Source organism: Spirochaeta lutea, from assembly GCF_000758165.1.
GTDB lineage: Bacteria > Spirochaetota > Spirochaetia > DSM-27196 > Salinispiraceae > Spirochaeta_D > Spirochaeta_D lutea.
This window is the reverse complement of record NZ_JNUP01000027.1, coordinates 26,980-45,000: the sequence shown is the minus strand read 5'-3', so window position 1 is coordinate 45,000 and position 18,021 is coordinate 26,980. Positions and strand designations below refer to the sequence as shown.

General features: G+C 53.4%; 15 protein-coding genes and 1 rRNA gene (1 of these 16 only partly in view). 3 read left to right on the top strand and 13 right to left on the bottom strand.

The window, feature by feature from the left end; all coding sequences use genetic code 11:
• Positions 1–211 (bottom strand): 16S ribosomal RNA (locus DC28_RS03515) (it extends 1,326 nt beyond the left edge of the window).
• 553 nt (positions 212–764) lie between these two features.
• Positions 765–1,346 carry a CDP-diacylglycerol--glycerol-3-phosphate 3-phosphatidyltransferase gene (gene pgsA, locus DC28_RS03510; protein ID WP_037545987.1) on the bottom strand — a complete coding sequence of 194 codons (582 nt, stop codon included), beginning with the start codon at positions 1,344–1,346 and terminating at the stop codon, positions 765–767.
• Positions 1,347–1,421: 75 nt separating this feature from the next.
• Here pgsA and DC28_RS03505 point away from each other — a divergent pair, with 75 nt between their 5' ends.
• Positions 1,422–2,234, top strand: a complete 813-nt coding sequence (locus DC28_RS03505) for a CDP-alcohol phosphatidyltransferase family protein (protein WP_052078407.1) — start codon at positions 1,422–1,424, stop codon at positions 2,232–2,234.
• A gap of 37 nt (positions 2,235–2,271) precedes the next feature.
• Here the strand turns inward: DC28_RS03505 and DC28_RS03500 are convergent, their stop codons facing one another.
• The 4 genes from DC28_RS03500 to thrS all read right to left on the bottom strand — a co-directional run bounded on the left by DC28_RS03500 (position 2,272) and on the right by thrS (position 6,942).
• Positions 2,272–2,598, bottom strand: a complete 327-nt coding sequence (locus DC28_RS03500; protein WP_052078406.1) for a hypothetical protein — start codon at positions 2,596–2,598, stop codon at positions 2,272–2,274.
• Between the two features lie 7 nt (positions 2,599–2,605).
• Entirely contained in the window at positions 2,606–3,535 is a 930-nt protein-coding gene (locus DC28_RS03495; protein ID WP_037545985.1) for a hypothetical protein, read from the bottom strand.
• Positions 3,536–3,549: 14 nt separating this feature from the next.
• The gene (locus DC28_RS03490) at positions 3,550–5,112 is read right to left on the bottom strand and encodes a carboxypeptidase M32 (protein WP_037545982.1); all 1,563 of its coding nucleotides are present in this window, start codon (positions 5,110–5,112) and stop codon (positions 3,550–3,552) included.
• A gap of 66 nt (positions 5,113–5,178) precedes the next feature.
• On the bottom strand, positions 5,179–6,942 hold the full coding sequence (thrS, locus tag DC28_RS03485) for a threonine--tRNA ligase (RefSeq protein ID WP_037545980.1): 1,764 nt from the start codon (positions 6,940–6,942) through the stop codon (positions 5,179–5,181).
• Positions 6,943–7,517: 575 nt separating this feature from the next.
• Between thrS and DC28_RS03475 the strand changes: the two genes are divergently transcribed.
• Together DC28_RS03475 and DC28_RS03470 are read left to right on the top strand one after the other, a co-directional pair.
• Complete coding sequence (locus DC28_RS03475) at positions 7,518–7,745, top strand: hypothetical protein (RefSeq protein ID WP_037545976.1); 228 nt, start codon at positions 7,518–7,520, stop codon at positions 7,743–7,745.
• Between the two features lie 368 nt (positions 7,746–8,113).
• Entirely contained in the window at positions 8,114–8,713 is a 600-nt protein-coding gene (locus tag DC28_RS03470; protein WP_081941884.1) for a DUF2147 domain-containing protein, read from the top strand.
• A gap of 345 nt (positions 8,714–9,058) precedes the next feature.
• On the opposite strand, the gene glgX is transcribed toward DC28_RS03470, so the two are convergent.
• The 7 genes from glgX to groL all read right to left on the bottom strand — a co-directional run bounded on the left by glgX (position 9,059) and on the right by groL (position 18,020).
• Positions 9,059–11,260 carry a glycogen debranching protein GlgX gene (gene glgX / locus DC28_RS03465; RefSeq protein ID WP_081941883.1) on the bottom strand — a complete coding sequence of 734 codons (2,202 nt, stop codon included), beginning with the start codon at positions 11,258–11,260 and terminating at the stop codon, positions 9,059–9,061.
• Between the two features lie 23 nt (positions 11,261–11,283).
• Positions 11,284–12,120, bottom strand: coding sequence for an alpha/beta fold hydrolase (locus DC28_RS03460; protein WP_037545969.1), 837 nt, complete (start codon positions 12,118–12,120; stop codon positions 11,284–11,286).
• A gap of 251 nt (positions 12,121–12,371) precedes the next feature.
• Positions 12,372–13,301 carry a protein translocase subunit SecF gene (gene secF / locus DC28_RS03455; RefSeq protein WP_052078405.1) on the bottom strand — a complete coding sequence of 310 codons (930 nt, stop codon included), beginning with the start codon at positions 13,299–13,301 and terminating at the stop codon, positions 12,372–12,374.
• Positions 13,298–15,046, bottom strand: a complete 1,749-nt coding sequence (gene secD / locus DC28_RS03450; protein WP_037545968.1) for a protein translocase subunit SecD — start codon at positions 15,044–15,046, stop codon at positions 13,298–13,300. The genes secF and secD overlap by 4 nt, the downstream gene beginning before the upstream one ends.
• Positions 15,047–15,121: 75 nt before the next feature.
• Positions 15,122–15,568 carry a preprotein translocase subunit YajC gene (gene yajC / locus DC28_RS03445; protein ID WP_052078408.1) on the bottom strand — a complete coding sequence of 149 codons (447 nt, stop codon included), beginning with the start codon at positions 15,566–15,568 and terminating at the stop codon, positions 15,122–15,124.
• Between the two features lie 319 nt (positions 15,569–15,887).
• Positions 15,888–16,190: a hypothetical protein gene (locus tag DC28_RS03440; RefSeq protein WP_037545967.1), complete on the bottom strand. Its 303-nt coding sequence runs from the start codon at positions 16,188–16,190 to the stop codon at positions 15,888–15,890.
• Positions 16,191–16,373: 183 nt separating this feature from the next.
• The gene (groL, locus tag DC28_RS03435; protein WP_037545965.1) at positions 16,374–18,020 is read right to left on the bottom strand and encodes a chaperonin GroEL; all 1,647 of its coding nucleotides are present in this window, start codon (positions 18,018–18,020) and stop codon (positions 16,374–16,376) included.
• Position 18,021 lies beyond the last annotated feature (1 nt).

Below are 18,021 nucleotides of genomic sequence, written 5' to 3'. Positions count from 1 at the left end.
AAGCCCCTTTCCTTATTTCACCACAGTAAAATAAGCTCATTCGGTATTACCCTGTGTTTCCACAGGCTATCCCCAACCTCTGGGCAGATCACCTACGTGTTACTCACCCGTTCGCCACTCGTCAGCGCCCGAAGGCCTGTTACCGTCCGACTTGCATGCTTAAAACGCGCCGCCAGCGTTCGTTCTGAGCCAGGATCAAACTCTCCATGATATAATTCTGTCTCATAAAGAGACAGTCTTGTTTCATTAAAGTATGTTTGCAATCCTTCTCGCTAAACCAATTGACTGGTCGCTTCGCACGAGCAGTTCCTACCACTCGTTCTTGACTTCTTTCCCTTCTCTATTTCCTTTGAAAGACCATCACATCCCGAGGCGCTAACCCCGGTAAGCGTACCCGACTCAAAGCTACATAGCCCTGCGCCGGTGAGGATGTAAGCTATAGCATCCTCTTTATTTTGTCAAGAGTTGTTCGAATATTTTCCACAGTATCGTTTCCGAGAATCTCGGAGTGATGTGCGGCCCGGGTAACCCCGAGTCGATTCGATTTCCTGATCCGCTGTCCGGGTAAAACCCCTGGGCAACGGTGGTGAAGGTATCAGGTTGCACCGTGAAGGTCAACAGCCTTCAGTAAAATAGTGTAAAACTCCGGATAAATACGGGTCTCATCCAAGGACTACGCCATGGGTGAACCTGTCAGGACCGACGATTGCACACATCTGCGCACTTTCGAACCGTTGCCGGGGGATTTCTTCTGCGCATCAGATCTATTGTTGGCGCACCGCCTTGCGAAAAATCACCAGATACTGAACGAAACTAACCAGAGCTAATACCGTTGCAATTCCAAAAATTCCATGGGTAACGAGCTGGAACAATTCCTGGGTAGCGGCGTTATCAGAGAACCACCCCAGCCCGGTCATGCCCAAGCCGGCTGCGGCGCCGAGGGAATAAAAGACAGACTTGAGTTTCCCTCCGGCCCCTGCGGCCAGGGCAATCCCTTTTTGGGCAAGGATCATTCGTATAAATACGATCCCGAACTCCCGGTACAGTATAATCAGACAGAAAACAGGATGCATTATTCCTACCACCGCAAAGGATATAAAATAGGTTATTCTACTTATTACATCGGAAAAGGGGTCCAGAAGCTTGCCGAGGTCTGTAACCATGTCCAGCTTCCGGGCCAGATACCCGTCGATAACATCGGTAACCTCAATAAAAAGAAACACAACCCAAATCAGCACATACAAAACGGGACTGGAAAAACCGGCCCAGAAGGGGATCCAATAAAGAAGAAAAAACACCGGAGCGAATATAATCCTAAGAACTGTAAGGGAGTTTGGTAAATTCATAGCGGAATGCTACGGCGACACCCCTGAGATGTCAAGGTGTTGACAGGGCTTTTATAACAACCGTACCATGCAGGTATGGAGCATAAAAAACGCTTAACTCTAAGCATCATCACGGTAACTGCCGTCCTCTTTGCCCTCCAATCTCTTATCTTCCGCCAGCTTATGAAGTATTACGGAATCCCTGGCAGGGTCTTAGGTGATTACCTGATAGTCAGCTCCATCACCCACGTACTACTGGCGGTAACTCTGCTGCTGTTCCGATTCGCTTTTTACAACGTACAGACCGGTGAACGGGTGGATTACATCAACCTACCGAACGCCATCACCATGGTCCGTATAAGCTCAACCCCGGCAATACTATTTCTGCTCTTTCTTAATATGCAGTATCCGGTCATTCGCCCCCTCATTATATACACTGTGGTGGCATTTATTAGTGATCTTCTGGATGGTAATGTTTCAAGACGGACAAAACAGGTAACAAAAATCGGCGCCTACCTGGATAGCATGAGCGATTACGGCGTCCTCATTGCGGTTTCGGTAGCGTTCCTGTACTTCGACCTGGTTACCTTTGCATTCTTTCTGTTGGTAATGGTTCGTTTTTTGGTTCAATGGATTGGCATGGGAATAGTAACCCTAATAAACCGTAAGTGGGCGGACCACCGCTCCAGTTTCTTAGGCAAGGCTTCGGTCTTTGCCACCATGAGCCTCTATGGAGTTGCATTATTAAAGCTGATTCCCCGCGCCGAGAGGATCGCCATTGAGACCTGGTTCCCCTACGCGGAAGCCTTTGTTGCTGTGGTTCTTATCATATCCCTCTTGGAAAAGCTTGCCTTTCTATTCCACGACATCCAGGACGCAAAAAAGGCCCGGGGAAATCCGGGCCCATAATTCTTGGGTAGCGTATATGTATAAGGATCAGCGGGGATCAGGCCATCTGGGCAGAGGATCCCGCCCCGGCTATTCCATACCGAGAATTCCCGGCCCCCTGGGTACCTGTCTTGTTTTTCGACTTGTCCTTGAAGTACGAGTATAGAACTTTATAGGTTCTGCTCTTCTGTTTGATAATTTCCCTAATCTTTTTATCCCGTTCTTCCAGGGTATCAAAGCTGTATTGCTTCTGGGTCCCAGAAAACAGATCCATCCCCCAGGAAACGGTAATGGTGTGCTGACCGAAGAGACTCTGCTGGCGGTCATCCAGGGTGTAGTACCAGATCCGCCCTCGGCGGTCATATTTATACAGGGTGATTAACATAACAGTCCTAGTATCGTCCAATGTTGCCTGAAAGGACAGTGATTTTTCCCCTGTATATCACAAGTTGGCGGCTTTGCGATAGGGGGGCATATTCATATTCGGTCTGGACGGCAAAGGGATCGGCAACGCCAAAGGCAATCAGGAAAGAAAGGACCCCTTCGGCTCTAGGCACAACATCAACTACCGATACCGGAGCAGCCTCCGGAGAAGGCAGAAGCCGGTACCGTCCCTGGCTAAACTGCATGATTGCCGGCTCGATTCTGAATGTATCGAAGGTGAATCCCGGAACCCCAAACCCGGTTAACCAGGGATTATACTCCGCTCCCGAGACAGTAAACCGCACCCAATTTAGATGAGCCGTCCCGAAATCGTTCTCACGTTCCCCCGGATCAGTCTCCCCGGCGGAATCTTGTACCGCCGGACCGGGCTGCCTAGCCGGGAAAAGGCGGTACCTGACTGCCCCTTGCTCGGTGATCTGGGACTGGACAACCCCGGCTTGACTGGACAGCACAGGCCCAAAATGTATCAATGCCGTTAGAATCACCCCAACCCAACCCGCAGTCAAAAGCAGCCGCAGAACCAACGCCCCGCTCCCCCATACAATACCGAAGAGCAGCCAAAAGGCTATCGCGTAACCTGCAGCAGAAAAACTGAATAGTTCCAGGAGATAGCCAGGCAGGGAAGCGCCGGTAGTAGAAATGAGTCTGCTATGCCACATCCAGATCCCGGCGAATACACACAGCAGACTGCATAACAGGACAATCAATATCCCGACCCAGGGCAGTCCTGGAGCGTACACCTGCCCCAGTTGTCGCGCAACCCCCAGCCGTCGGACCCAGCCCCGGAGCAGCATCCCGAACCCGGCGCCGAGACAAAAAACGGCGCCGGCAAACCAGAGGGTTGGCTGCAACAGGAAGGATTCGACCAGCCAGGGCATACACAGTACCCCGCCTAGAGGGAAAGGCGGTAGACATCCCGGTATTTAGTACGCAGATACTCCATGAACGGCCGGGAGTCCAGGCCGCCGCCGGTGATCCGGCGGATCAGTTCGCCGGCGGTTTTGGCGCTGCCGTACTGGTGGATCGCATCCCTTAACCATTGGAGAATGGGCGCAAAATCACCCCGGGAAATCATATTCTGGAGATCCGGAAGCTGCTGCTCCATAACCTGGAAGAACTGGGCACCTATGATGTTTCCCAAGGCATAGGTAGGAAAGTACCCGAAGAGCCCGAAGCTCCAATGCACGTCCTGCAGTACCCCGTCCGCATCCTTGGCAGGTTCAATACCCAGAAGCCTGCGGCTTTCCTGACGCCAGAGTTCAGGAAGATCCTTGACGGCTATCTCCCCGGTAATCAACCGGGTTTCCAGGTTAAAGCGGAGCATAACGTGCAGACTGTAGGTCACCTCGTCGGCTTCAACCCGGATCAGGCTGGGCTCCACCTTATTGATACCCCGGTAGAAGGCCTCTGAGGAAACATCCTTCAGATTCTCGGGGAACCGCGATGCCAGCCTGGGCAGAAAGTGATCCCAGAAGGGGCGGGATCGGCCGATCATATTCTCCCAGGTTCGGGATTGGCTTTCATGAATCCCCAGACTGGTTCCGTCAGCCAGGCTGGTTCCGGCGATCTCCGGAGAAAACCCCTGCTCATAGAGGGCATGCCCACCCTCATGGATAATAGAGAATATTCCGGTTTTGAAGAAGTTTTCCGCATACCGGGTTGTAATCCGTACATCCTTGGTGCCCAGGGTGGTGGTAAAGGGATGCGCTGTGACATCCATCCGTCCCCTGGTCAAGTCGTAACCCATGGCGTTGAGAACCTCGTATCCGAAGGCCTCCTGTCCAGCCACGGGGTAGTGTTTCTCCAGAAAGCTGTCATCCACCTGGGGCGCATCCTTGATTGCCTGTACCAGGGGAACCAGTTCCGCCCCCAGGGCGTCGAAAACCTGCTGAACCTCTGCGGTCTTCATCCCGGGCTCGTAGGTATCCAGCAATGCATCGTAGGGATGATCGCCGTACCCCACCGCCTCGGCTTCTTGACGCTTTAGATCGATTATTTTTTCCAGATAGGGCCGGAAGGACTCAAAGTCGTCCTGCTTTCGAGCCTTAGCCCAGACGGTCTGCGCCTTACTGGTGGTCTGAGACAGTTCCCGGACAAGGCTGTCGGGCAGGCAGGTTGCTCGCTTATGAGCCCGGTACACGTGCCGGATCAGGGCACGATCCGTTTCCGTAAGCCCCGGAGCGAGGGAATTCTCCGCCTGCGCCCACCCCTGCTCGGTCAACAGGAAATCCCCGGCCCCCAGGGCTTCCAGAGCCTCGGCAAGACCATCGCTAGCAACCCTGGAATGCCCCAGGGAGCTCAGAAGGGCCCCCTGTTCGGACCGCTCATCCACCGCCTCCTCGGGCATGTAGGTTTCTTGATCCCAGCCCAGGGCGGCGCCGATATGACTCAGAAGGTATACCTCCCGGTCTATGCTTTTTAGACTTTCTAAGGCCTTTTTTTGTACTTCTGTCATGGTTTTCTTCCTTCTCTCATGCCCGGTTAGTGGGCATACGGTTTCTTAATGCGCTCCGAGGCCTCTCTAAAGCTCCGCCTTTTCGGCGATCTTTCCCGCCAAGAAGGCCTTAAACTCATCCAGGGGCATCTCCATACGGTCGTTTTTCCGGGTGCGGATGGAGACGGTGCGGTTTTCCAGCTCCTTCTCTCCGACCACCAGCATGTAGGGCACCTTTTGAGCCTGGTGTTTGCGGATCTTGGCATTCATTCGGTCATCCGAAAGATCGGCCTGGGCCCGGAATCCCATATCCTTGAGCTCCTTAGCCAAGGCGGCCGCCCCATCCTCGAAGGCAGGGGCTACAGGAATAACCACCACCTGCTCGGGGCTTAACCATACGGGAAAGGCTCCGGCATAATGCTCCGTAAGGACACCGAAAAACCGCTCAATGGAACCCAATAACGCACGATGCACCATATAGGGGCGCTTCTCCTTGCCGTCGGAATCCACAAAGGTCATATTGAACCGGGGAGGCAGATTGAAGTCGAACTGCACGGTGGAAAGCTGCCACTCCCGGCCAACCGCATCCTTTATTTTAAGGTCGATCTTGGGACCGTAAAAGGCTCCGCCGCCCTCGTCCACCTCATAATCCAGTTCTGCAGCCTCAATAGCCTTGCGAAGGGCTTCGGTAGCTACATCCCAATCCTGTTGGTCGCCTACGGACTTCTCCGCGGGCTTGGTAGACAGGTAGGCCTTAAACTGGGTAAACCCAAAACTCCGGATCATGAAGAGGCTGAACCGGAGCGCCTCGGATATCTCATCAAACACCTGATCGGGGGTACAGATAATATGGGCATCATCCTGGGTAAACCCCCGAACCCGCATCAGCCCGTGAAGCACCCCTGATTTCTCGTACCGGTACACCGTCCCCAGCTCCGCCCAGCGGAAGGGCAGCTCCCGGTAGCTATGCTTTCCTGAGTTATAGATCATGATATGGAAGGGACAGTTCATGGGCTTGGCGAAATATTCGCTGGCATCCATTTCCATGGAGTTGAACATGGAGTCCTTATAAAAATCCAGATGGCCTGAGGTCTCCCAAAGCCAGCTCTTGCCCACATGGGGGGTAGCCACCATCTCGTATCCGTTCTTGTAATGCTCTTCCTTCCAGAAGGTCTCAATCTCGTGACGGATCCGGGCACCCTTGGGATGCCAGTACACCAGCCCCGGACCGGCCTCCTCGTGGAGACTGAAAAGATCAAGTTCTCGGCCGATACGCCGGTGATCCCGCTTTTCGATCTCCGCCAGGTAGTCCAGGTACTCCCGAAGCTGTTTGGGATCCTCCCAGGCGGTTCCGTAAATCCGGGTGAGCATCTTGTTTTTTTCATCTCCCCGCCAGTATGCCCCGGCAATGGACATGAGCTTGAAGGCCTTCCAATTGAGCTCCCGGGTATTCTCCACATGGGGCCCGCGGCAGAGATCGGTAAAGCTGTCCAGGGTGTACAGGGACACCTCCTCATCCTCGGGAATGGCCTCCAGGAGCTCAAGCTTGTAGGGCTGGTCTGCAAACCGCTCCGCTGCCTCAGCTCTGGTTATAACCTCCCGGGTCAGGTCGTGTTTTCCCTGAATAATGGCGCGCATCTGCTCTTCAATATCCGGCAGATCCTCCTCATTCAGCTTTCGAGGAAGCTCAAAATCATAGTAAAACCCATTCTCGATGGGCGGCCCAATGGCTATCTTGGCCTGGGGAAACAACCGCAGCACCGCCTCAGCCATAACATGGGCGGTGGTATGCCGTATGCGGTAGAGCTTTTCAGCCTTGGGATCCTGTTCTTTTACACCTGTCTGTGGCATCTCTTGCCTCCTTCACATTGGTTCCTGCAGGATGTTCAGGGTGATTCACATGCCCGGGCAAACAAAAAAACCCCGGGCACCTCGTCCCTGCCTGCTGCTCAGTCTCCGCCCCTCCGGAGAGAGGGCAGGACAACACACCTGCATAAGGACGAAAGGCCTGGGGTTATCTCCGGTATCCGCCCGGATTGTTCCCTCCGGGGTTCACTGGAATTCCACTTCCTTCCGCGGTTCCACCTTATTTCCCGCGGGCTTTGTATCCAACGCGGGCACTCCACCCCGTACTGTCCGCAGCGGCTCTATCTCGGGCCGGCAGGGAAACGGGAGCGCTCCGATAACGGGGAGTACCGGCGGTCGATACTGGGGCTCAGGGTTATCCGGGCATTGGAATCACCCTAAAAACCCAAAACCTGTTCACAACCGCAGCTCCTGAGGGGTTTTCGCCAGAATCCGCCGGGCATCTTGCAGCCGATGAATGCCCTCTCTGGGGACGGGTTGCTCTGGGTACTCGTCTCATTCTACGCTATTATTGATATTATTAATACAGGACCGGTGACTGGTCAAGGGAAAGGACTACTATGGCAATAAAACGTATCTGTACCATCGCGGATCGGGCCCAGGCGGGATTGGTGAGCGAGGTGTTGAATCAGGAAGATATTCCCTATTTCCTGAAGGAGTACGAGGATGCAGCCTACGACGGGATCTTCACCACCCACTTCGGCTGGGGGCATTTGGAGGTTCCCGAGGAATACGCCCAGGAGGTGCGGGCCCTGGTTTCCCAGTTGAATATCACCCCGGAGGACTAAACCGGCCTCGGTTGACGGCCCTATACCCCTCGGCCTGCCCCGGATTTTCATGCAAAACACCTATAGTGCGTAAAAGCTTGTAAAAACTCCCCCATACAACACCATAGCTATGGAGTGTGGCTGGGGATTACGCTACAACTAGGGTAGTTTACATTCTTTTGCGCACTATCAAAAAACCAGGAAACCTACCACGGAACGGAACTCGATCACTCCTTACAAACCAACCCGGGGCAGGGGGACTGGTATCACCCTACCGGAACCGTTCCCAGAGCGGTGTTGCGGGTATGAATGGAACCTCACCGGTACATACCGAGTAAAAATCCTGGCAAAACCGGGTAGTAGATTTCATACTTATCCTGGAGGTATGCATGAAATCTACTGTTATAATGCCAATAGGTTCGACACCCCGGGCGCGTCGGGTCGGACTGCGATCCAACCGGCGGGATGGGGCAGTGATGGTACTGTTGGCTGTATTGGTCCTGGGTTCCGGGGCGGTATTCGGCCAATCTGCCGCCCAGGACCCGATTCTGGGCTACTGGTTCAGCCTGGACGAAGAAACCGGACAGCCCAATGCTGCCTGGCATATCGGACGGGATTCCCGGGGTCAGGCTATCGGACGAACGGTGTATTTCTTTGATGAAGAGCAGGATATCCTCGCCACCGAGCTGGATCGAACCTACGACGGGATTCCCCTGAGGGGTGATTTGCGCACCCAGGAGCTCCGAAGGGTTCCGCTGATCTACGGTCTGGATTGGAGATCCACCGGGCATTGGGCTGGGGGCTACATCATTGATCCCCGGGATGGTAAACGATACGGCTGTGAGCTCATCCTGCATCAACCCAATAGCCGCAGGGCGGTTAACAACGCCCTCACCTTGGAGGTCAAGGGTAAGGTGCTCATCTTCTCCCAGAGCGAATACTGGGTCCGTGGGGATGAATCCCGAATCCCGCCGGCGTACCGGAACTAGGCCCCAGGCTCCAACAAAAGCCTTCCTCGTGCGCAAGGGTTATCTACCACAACGCACCGGTGATGCTGCATCCTAGGGAGTGCGCCACAGAGTGAAATAAACCCAGGCGCCGCGGCCCCGTTCGAGAACCACCCTGCACTACAAATCTCCGGTACCGGCGGGGTCGAAGGTTGGGTACGGTACCGGCGGGGTCGAAGGTTGGCGCAGGATGTATATAGTGCGCAAAAGCTTGTAACATTCCCCATCCGCTGCGCTATCCCTGGGGCCTGAACCCCGGCAGCTCCGCTATTTCCGGTGTAGTGTACAAGCTTTTATGCACTATCCATGATCTATATCTTGATCATCTTAATCGCGACGGCTGATAAGGACCACCATGCTCCGGCTTTCAACCAGGTAGACCCGGCCCTTCAGGGGCTTCTCGTCCCGGGGCTCCAGAAAGTCCCCTGGACTTGGTTGGGCTGTATCGATAATCCGCGCCCAGTGCTGCTGGGCCGGCGGTTTGGGTATGGAAAAATACTGATCATACAACCCGGGGTTCATCATGATGTAAAAATCCCAGTCATCCTGATCGGCATGTATCTCTTTTTTGCTTCCGTCGATCCTCAGGGCCAGCAGGTTTTCCGCTCTATTCCAGTCCACTGCCGAGCCGTACTCATTGTACCACCCGATATCCAGAACCTGATTATCGCTCAGATCCTTCCCAAGATAAAACTCCTGGCGCTGCAGTGCAGGATGCTCCTTGCGCAGCTGAATAACCAGCACTAGGAACCGGAATATATCCCGGTGTTTTTCAATGTCACCGTAATCCATCCAGGACAGGGGGGTGTCGTGGCAGTACGCATTGTTGTTTCCCTTCTGAGTTCTCCTGAATTCGTCTCCTGCCAACATCATCGGGGTTCCGGTAGATAGGAGTAGGGAGGCCAAGAAGTTCTTCACTTGGCGGTTTCTATTTTCATTGATATTCCAGTCGCTGGTCTCTCCTTCAAATCCGTAGTTATAGGTGATGTTGTGGTTATGCCCGTCTCGGTTCTCCTCGCCGTTTGCAAAGTTATGTTTCTCGTTGTAGGTAACAATGTCATTGAGGGTGAACCCGTCATGGGCTGTTACGTAATTGATGCTGTGGTAGGGTTTCCGGCCGTTCCACTTGTAAAGATCTGAACTGCCGCTGAACCTGGTCGCAAAATCACTTAACACACCGCGGTCATTCCGCCAGTAGCTGCGCAAGGTGTCGCGGTATCGGTCATTCCACTCGGCCCACCGGCCTCCGGGAAAACTCCCCACCTGGTAGGCACCCCCGGCATCCCAGGCCTCGGCAATGATCTTGGTGCCACGGAGCACGGGGTCCTCGGCGATTCTATTGATAACCGGCGGGTTTTCCATGAGATTGCCGAACTGGTCCCGCCCCAGGATGGAACCTAGATCAAAGCGAAACCCGTCCACGTGCATTTCCTGCACCCAGTACCGCAGAGAATCGATTATGAGCCCCCGAACCACCGGATGATTGCAGTTCAGGGTATTTCCGCAGCCCGAGAAATTTTTGTAGTACCGCTTATTCTCATCGAGGATGTAGTAGATCGAATTATCAATACCCCGGAAGCTCAAGGTATGCCCCATCTGGTCGCCCTCTCCGGTGTGGTTGAATACAATATCGAGAATCACCTCAATTCCGGCCTTGTGCAGCTCTCGAACCATCTCCTTAAACTCATCCACCTGCTCGCCCCGGTACCCGTCGGCGCAGTAGCGCGCCTTGGGCGCAAAAAAGGCAAGACTGCTGTATCCCCAATAATTCGTCAGAGGTTGTCCTGTCTCGGGATTTGACCGGTGATTGTACTCGTATTCATCGAATTCCTGAATGGGAAGCAGTTCGAGGCTGGTAATACCCAAAGAGGTAAGGTAGGGAATCATTTCGATGACACCGCGAAAGGTCCCGGGATGCTCCACCCCGGAGGACGGATGTTTTGACAACCCCTTTACATGGGCTTCATAGATGACGGTATTATACAGGGGATAGTTTAGGGGCCGGTCTCCCTGCCAATCAAAGCGGTCGTCATCGATTACAATGCACTTGGGCATGACCGCTGCGTCAAAGGTGGTCGAGAAGCTCAGGTCCTGTTCCGGACTTTCGGGGTCGTACCCCAGGGCTTCTCCAAGATTCCATTGAAAATCACCTGTAAGGGCCTTGGCGTAGGGATCGATGAGCAGTTTATTTGCATTGAACCGGTGCCCCTCGGAGGGTTCATATGGCCCATCAACCCGGTACAGGTATAACTGTCCGGGCGCAATCCCTTCAACCAGAACGTGCCAGCAGTCACCAGTCCGGTTAATCTCGGGAATCAAATCGATCTCGATAGTGGGTGTATCATCCTGGCTATCAGAGAACAGACAGAGGCTTACCATGGTGGCATGCCTGGAGAAGAGAGAGAACTGGACGCCGTGGGGTGTAAGGGTTGCACCGAAGGGCAGGGCCTTACCGGGTCTCACGGTGATGGTATTGCCTGCATCATCATGTAGATCTCTGCAATAATTACAATTGGCTTCTACCGCCATAATCCCTCCCTAAGAATGCACCGCTAGAGTATATGCCACTTGGATAAAATTTCCGTTAGAACCCGGAGAAACTCTTCCCGCTTATGGGAATGCACCCAATGGCCGGCACCGTTTATCATTGTTACGCCGGCATCGGAACAATACTGCTGAATAAGCTCAATATCCCCCCGGGCAGGTTGGATGTAATCGGACTCAGCCCCGGCAATGACCTCCATTGGCCCGTCGTACCGTGCATCAGTGTGATGCCAGCTCCGAAGTTCCGAATACCCCTGGGATATACCTTGAATATTAAATAACCAGGAATACCCCGCTTCCTCCTGGCGAAGGTTCTTCAACAGGAATGACCGTAATACCGCACTGGGTAGACTCTTGGCCAGGGCGGCGTCAGCAGCCTGCCTGGTTTCTAATTGTGATACAGGAAGCTCCTCCAGGGCCTGTATGATCCCTGAATGCCCGTCAGGGTAGGCACGGGGAGCAATATCCACCACGATCAAGCCGGAAATCAGTTGGGGATTCAGCGCCGCAGTCAGCATGGCAGTCTTCCCGCCCATGGAATGCCCCATCAAAACCGGCCGCACCAACCCCAAACCTCGAATGGTGAGCACCACCGCATCGGCTAGTACCCGGTAGTTCAACTCATCCACCCAGGGGCTGAACCCGTGGTCTGGGAGGTCCATAACCACCACATATATATCGGATCCATTGTCCCGGGCCGCCTGTACTAATTTTCCGGCAATGGTATGCCAGTTATCAGCCATACCAAAGAGTCCGTGAAGAATGAGCACAGGGGATCCATCCGGTACGCCGTAGGTTCGGTAGGCAATCTTGCTGGGGCCATCAAGGTAGGTTCTATTTTCCATCCACCCTAGAATAGAGCAGATATCCCCGGTTATGCAATAAAAACACAGCATACAATGAAAACCAGCAGACCCATCTACTCGAACGCATCCACCGAGGGCCGGCTGGAAAAAGCTCGGCCATACCCGGCTCCCTCCTGAGAGAGCGCTGCCCACCGGAGAAACAAAAAGGCTGCCGGAACTTCTTCCGACAGCCCATATAGTTCATTCTATCCTTGCAGAGTCCCCGGGAACGCCCGAGGAAATGCACAACCCTAGTTTGTTTTCGCCGGTACCGCGGGAGCAGTACCCCGCTTCACCTGGGTCTTGTGGAACATTTCAAAGAAAGGTGAGGCAATGTAGATCGAACTATAGGTTCCCACCAAAATACCCACCATCAATGCCAGGGCGAAATCCTTTATCTGGCCGGTGGTAAATATGAAGATCGCTACCACCGCCACCAGGGTCGTAAGACTGGTAATCACAGTCCGGCTCAAACTCTGGTTTATAGAAGCGTTAGTAATGACACCGATCTTCTGACCAGAGAGGAGCTTCTCATTTTCCCGAATCCGGTCAAAAATTACGATGGTATCGTTCAAGGAGTATCCAACAATCGTCAGAATTGCCGCGATAGTCGCACTGGTAAGCTCAACCTGAAAGGTTCCGAAAAAACCGATCATAATAATAACGTCGTGAACCAGGGCGATCACCGAACTCACCGCGTAGGCAATCCGGAACCGGAACCAGAGATACACAAGTATCAACCCAACCGCCAGGGTAACTAACCAAATCGCCTGGCTGGTGAGATCCTCACTGAAGCGTGGCCCCACATAGGACTGTTCCAGTACCTCTACCGAGCCGAAGGCCTGTCCCAGGGCCTCGAGAACCTGGCTGCTCACCACATCCTCAAACCCAGGCACCGAACCATCGTCACGAACACGGACGGTGAACTGGCCGGCTCCGTCGGGGCCGATACTCTGAACCTCGCTGCCATCCAGGGAAGTCAGGGCTTGGCGGACCTGACCAATCTCCAGATTCTGAGCATTTGAATCTATCTGAACCCGCATACTCAATCCGGCCTGAAAATCGATTCCCAGGTTAAACCCGCCCTGAATTATGGTACCGGCAATGCCGCCGACGATAAGAATCAGGGATACCACAAAGAAGAGCATCCTTGTCTTGCTGAAATCTATTGCTGTATTCATTGCTTCAGCCTCCAGGAAATACTTAGCTTAGAGCCCTTCAGCACATCCGTACCGAAGTCAAAGAAGAGGCGGGTTACGAACAGAGCAGAAAATACGGAAAACACAATACCGACTGCTAGGGTAACGGCAAATCCCTGGACAGGTCCAGTTCCGAGATAACTCAAAAACAATGCCGCAATAAAGGTTGTGAGGTTTGCATCCATAATTGTCCAGAAGGCCTTCTGGTACCCTGCCTGGATGGAGGCCCCTGCACTTTTCCCAAGTCTGAACTCTTCTTTAATACGCTCAAATATGATGACATTGGCATCCACCGCCATACCGACGGTAAGAATGAGACCGGCGATGGAGGTCAGGGTAAGAGTCAGATTAAAGGCCGATAAGAAGGCAATAACCATAACCATATTCACCAGCAGCCCCAGGGTGGCAACCAAACCAGAACCAAGGTAGTACAGAATCATGAACACAATTACCAGGGCAAAGCCCAGTCCTATCGCCCGTATACCCGACTGAATTGCATCCTCACCCAGGGAAGCTCCAACCTGCTGGAGACTGATGATCTCCAGGTCTACCGGCAGCGCTGCAGTACGCAATACCCGAGAAATATCGTTGGCGTCCTCCAGGTCGAATCCCTGAATCATCACCTGGCCGGTAGGAATCTCCTCGCTAATCTGAGCATAGGCCCGAACCTTCCCGTCCATGACGATTGCCAGGGAAGTTCCTACATTATCTCGGGTAAGGGGCTGGAATTTATCCGCACCCTCCTGGTTCAATACAAAGTTCACGGTAGGGCGTCCGGTTATGGGATGCCTTCCCACCTGGGCTTCGGTAATGGTGGAGCCGTCAACCACCGCCTCGCTGCCCTCCCGGGTAACGATGTAGCGTACAACCTGGTCGATACCGTATTGATCGCGCTGTACATAGGGTCTTATTTCAGTTCCCTCGGCAATGAACTCCGGAGCCTCTGAGAACTCAGGGTTCCAGTCGATGGCGTTCTGGGTTCTATACTGCTGCTGGAATTCCAGGAACTGGGAAGTAGCCTCATCGTCTACGAGCTGGAGATTCAGACTCCCCTTACCCATCAAAAAGGCATTAACCCGTTCAGGATCGTTGTCACCAGGAAGTTCGACAATGATCCTGCCGCTGCCTTCCTCTTTGCGAATCACCGGCTCGGTAACGCCGAATTGGTCGATCCGGTTGGTCAGAATCTCCAAGGCAAGATCAATAGCATCCGACAACTCCTCTTCCGAGGGGTTGCTACCCAGGCGTTCTGCCAGACTCTCCTGGTCGGCTTCAAGAACGACCCTCATACCGCCGGATAAGTCTAACCCCAGCTGAATAATCCGCTTCTTCAGATTCTTTAAATCCATCACCTGTTGGCGGTAATGGTCTTCCATGGACCGGGCAAGCTCGTCTCGGTTTCGGAAGGCAGATAATACCTCCGAAACAGTCCAGGTACCGGGAACATCTCTCCCAAGAAGGCGAAGGTTCTCCTCAGCCACGGGAATAATGTAGTCATAAGCCTCGGGAACCGTTGATGCAGGTTCATCCGAAGCTAACCCAGCCAGTGCTGTAGCGTCATCTTTAGCCTGCTGCTGTGCATAGATCTTGATCTGCTCTCGCGAGCCGGAAGCAATATCCTTCATATCCTGACCAACCATGAAATACCAGTTAATCGTGGGATATAAAAATACCGCTCCGACGGCGAGGACTAACAGCAGCACGACAAAACGTAATCGTTTGCTCATGCGTTTCTCCACCTGTGGAACGTAATAAGAAACCCCCGGCAGCCCCATGGACTTCGGGGGTTGTATGCTTTGGAACTATTCAGCAGATTCTGCCTGAACTTCGTCCTTATTCTTAGCATTTTTTGAAGATTTCTTTCCCTCAGCCTTTGTATCATCCTTGGCCGAGTCCTTTTCATCCTTCTTTTCTTCCTTGGCATCCAGTACCCCGGAAATCGAGCCACGGGAGAATTCAATCTTCGCGTTATCATCAACCTTCAGCACCACCGTATCCTGCTTCACTGAGAAGATAACTCCCCGGATACCGCCGATGGTCTGAACCTTATCGCCCTTCTTAAGCTGATCGAGCATCTTTTTCTGCTCTTTCTGCTTTTTATTCTGAGGCCGGATAATAAGAAAATAGAAAATGAGGAAGACTGCCCCGAAGGTTAACAGGGTGGGTAAAAGCTGTGAAGCAGCGTCACCACCCGCCGCGTTAGGCGGAGGAGCCATTAGGAGCTGAAACGCTTGATTTATTTCATTCATGGTAAATTCGTCCTTTTTTACGAGATTGCAAAACGGTACCACGACACTCTCCCATCCGTCAAGTTTAGTCAGGATGGCACAATGTCAGGGTTTGAGGTCCACTCCCGGGGTAGAAGTCCCTGCGCTCCCTATTATAAGCGAGCAAAAAACTGTAAACACCGCCGGATATGGCCGCCAAGCCGAGGACCTCACCGCAGTTGGGGTCGTCAGAACCAAAGTATACAGCCCTTGGCGCACCAACCACCCCATAGCCCCATAGTTGGACAGGTCTGCTGTGCCGGAGGATGACTGCCTCCTGGGGTGTACCGGGAGAATCGGGCTAGAGTACCAGAACCTTCTGGATCTCCTCGGGAATCCTATGCACCCCGAAGAGGCGCTTAGCCGATTCCACATCCAGCTCCCGGTGGAACTGCTGGGATAATTCCGCTAGTACCGGAGCCATACCTTCTCCGCCCTGTTGATTACCGCTGTCATAGAGGGCTGCACAGAACGCCTGGCGGTACAATCCCTCCTGAAGCAACGCCTGAGCTGACTTCCCCGAGTAGCGCCGCTTCAGTGTCTTGTCGATCACCGCCCGGTTACCCTGGTAACCCACGGTGAATATAAAATCATCCCTGGTCATACAACCCTTCCTTCTACGGAACTACCTGCATGATAGACTCATACAGAACAATGCATTCACCAGTATACAGAAAAAAACCGCCTCTGCCGAGGCGGTTCTTCAATCTTCACGTAATGCAAATGTGCAGAGCAGACCAAGAACAGCCTCAGCGAATGCGTTTCAGCAGCCCTTGGTCTACCTACCTTACATCATGGGCATACCGCCGCCCATGCCACCCATGCCGCCGCCGGGCGCCGCGGGCTCTTCCTTTTCAGGAATATCCGTTACCGCACACTCGGTGGTCAGAAGCAATCCGGCAATGGAAGCCGCGTTTTGCAGGGCACTCCGGGTAACCTTGGCGGGATCAATAATTCCAGCCTTGATCATATCGGTCCATTCCATGTTGTATGCATCGTAACCCAGCCCCTTCTTCTCGCTCTTTGCCTTGTCGGCAATGATAGAACCGTCAAGACCGGCATTCGCAGCAATCTGGCGAACCGGCTCTTCCAGGGCCCGGAGAACGATCCGGAAACCAACCTTTTCTTCCTCGGTCAGCTTGTCCAAGGCTACCTTAACCAGGGCCGGAACGATCTGTACCAGTGAGGTACCACCCCCGGGAATAATTCCCTCTTCAATCGCAGCTCGGGTAGCACTCAGAGCATCCTCAACCCGGTGTTTCTTTTCTTTCAACTCAACCTCGGTGGCAGCACCGACATTGATTACAGCTACACCGCCGGCGAGCTTAGCCAGACGCTCCTGGAGCTTCTCGCGGTCGTAATCGCTGGTAGTATCCTCAATCTGGGCCTTAATCTGGGCAATACGGTCCTTGATATCTGAAGCCTTACCCTCACCATTGATGATGGTGGTGTTTTCCTTATCGACCTTCACGCTCTTAGCCTGGCCGAGCATGGAGATGTCAGCATTTTCCAGCTTCATACCCAGTTCTTCGCTGATAACAGTTCCGCCGGTCAAGATAGCAATATCCTCGAGCATTGCCTTCCGCCGATCACCGAAACCGGGAGCCTTAACACCACAAACGCTGATGGTTCCCCGGATATTGTTCACTACCAGGGTAGCCAGCGCTTCGCCGTCCACATCCTCGGCGATGATCAGAAGAGGCTTACCAGCCTGGGCAACCTTTTCAAGAACAGGGAGAAGATCCTTCATGCTGGAAATCTTCTTATCATGAATAAGAATGTAGGGGTTCTCCAGCAGGGTAGTCATGGTATCGCGGTTGGTTGCGAAGTAGGGAGACAGGTACCCGCGGTCGAACTGCATACCCTCAACGAAGTCAACGGTAGTCTCCAGGGTCTTGCTTTCCTCTACGGTAATAACACCGTCCTTACCCACCTTCTCCATAGCGTTGGCGATTTCCTGCCCGATTTCTTTATCGTTGTTGGCAGAGATAGCCGCAACTTGGGAGATCTCTTCCTTGTCCTTGATCTCTTTGGCAAGCTTTTTGATTTCGCTCACCGCCTGATCAACCGCCAGATCAATACCGCGCTTAATCCCCATGGGATTAATCCCCGCAGCGACAGCCTTGATTCCCTCTTTTACGATACTGTATGCGAGAACCGTAGCTGTGGTGGTACCGTCTCCGGCCACATCATTCGTCTTGGTTGCAACTTCTTTCAGAAGCTGTGCACCCATGTTCTCGTAGGGATCTTCAAGTTCGATTTCCTTAGCAACTGACACACCGTCTTTTGTCACGGTGGGAGCACCGAACTTCTTGTCCAGAAGAACGTTCCGTCCCTTGGGACCGAGAGTCACCTTAACCGCGCTGGATAGCTTTTCTACTCCCCGCAGGAGTGACCGGCGCGCTTCTTCGTTAAATTGCAGCTGTTTAGCCATA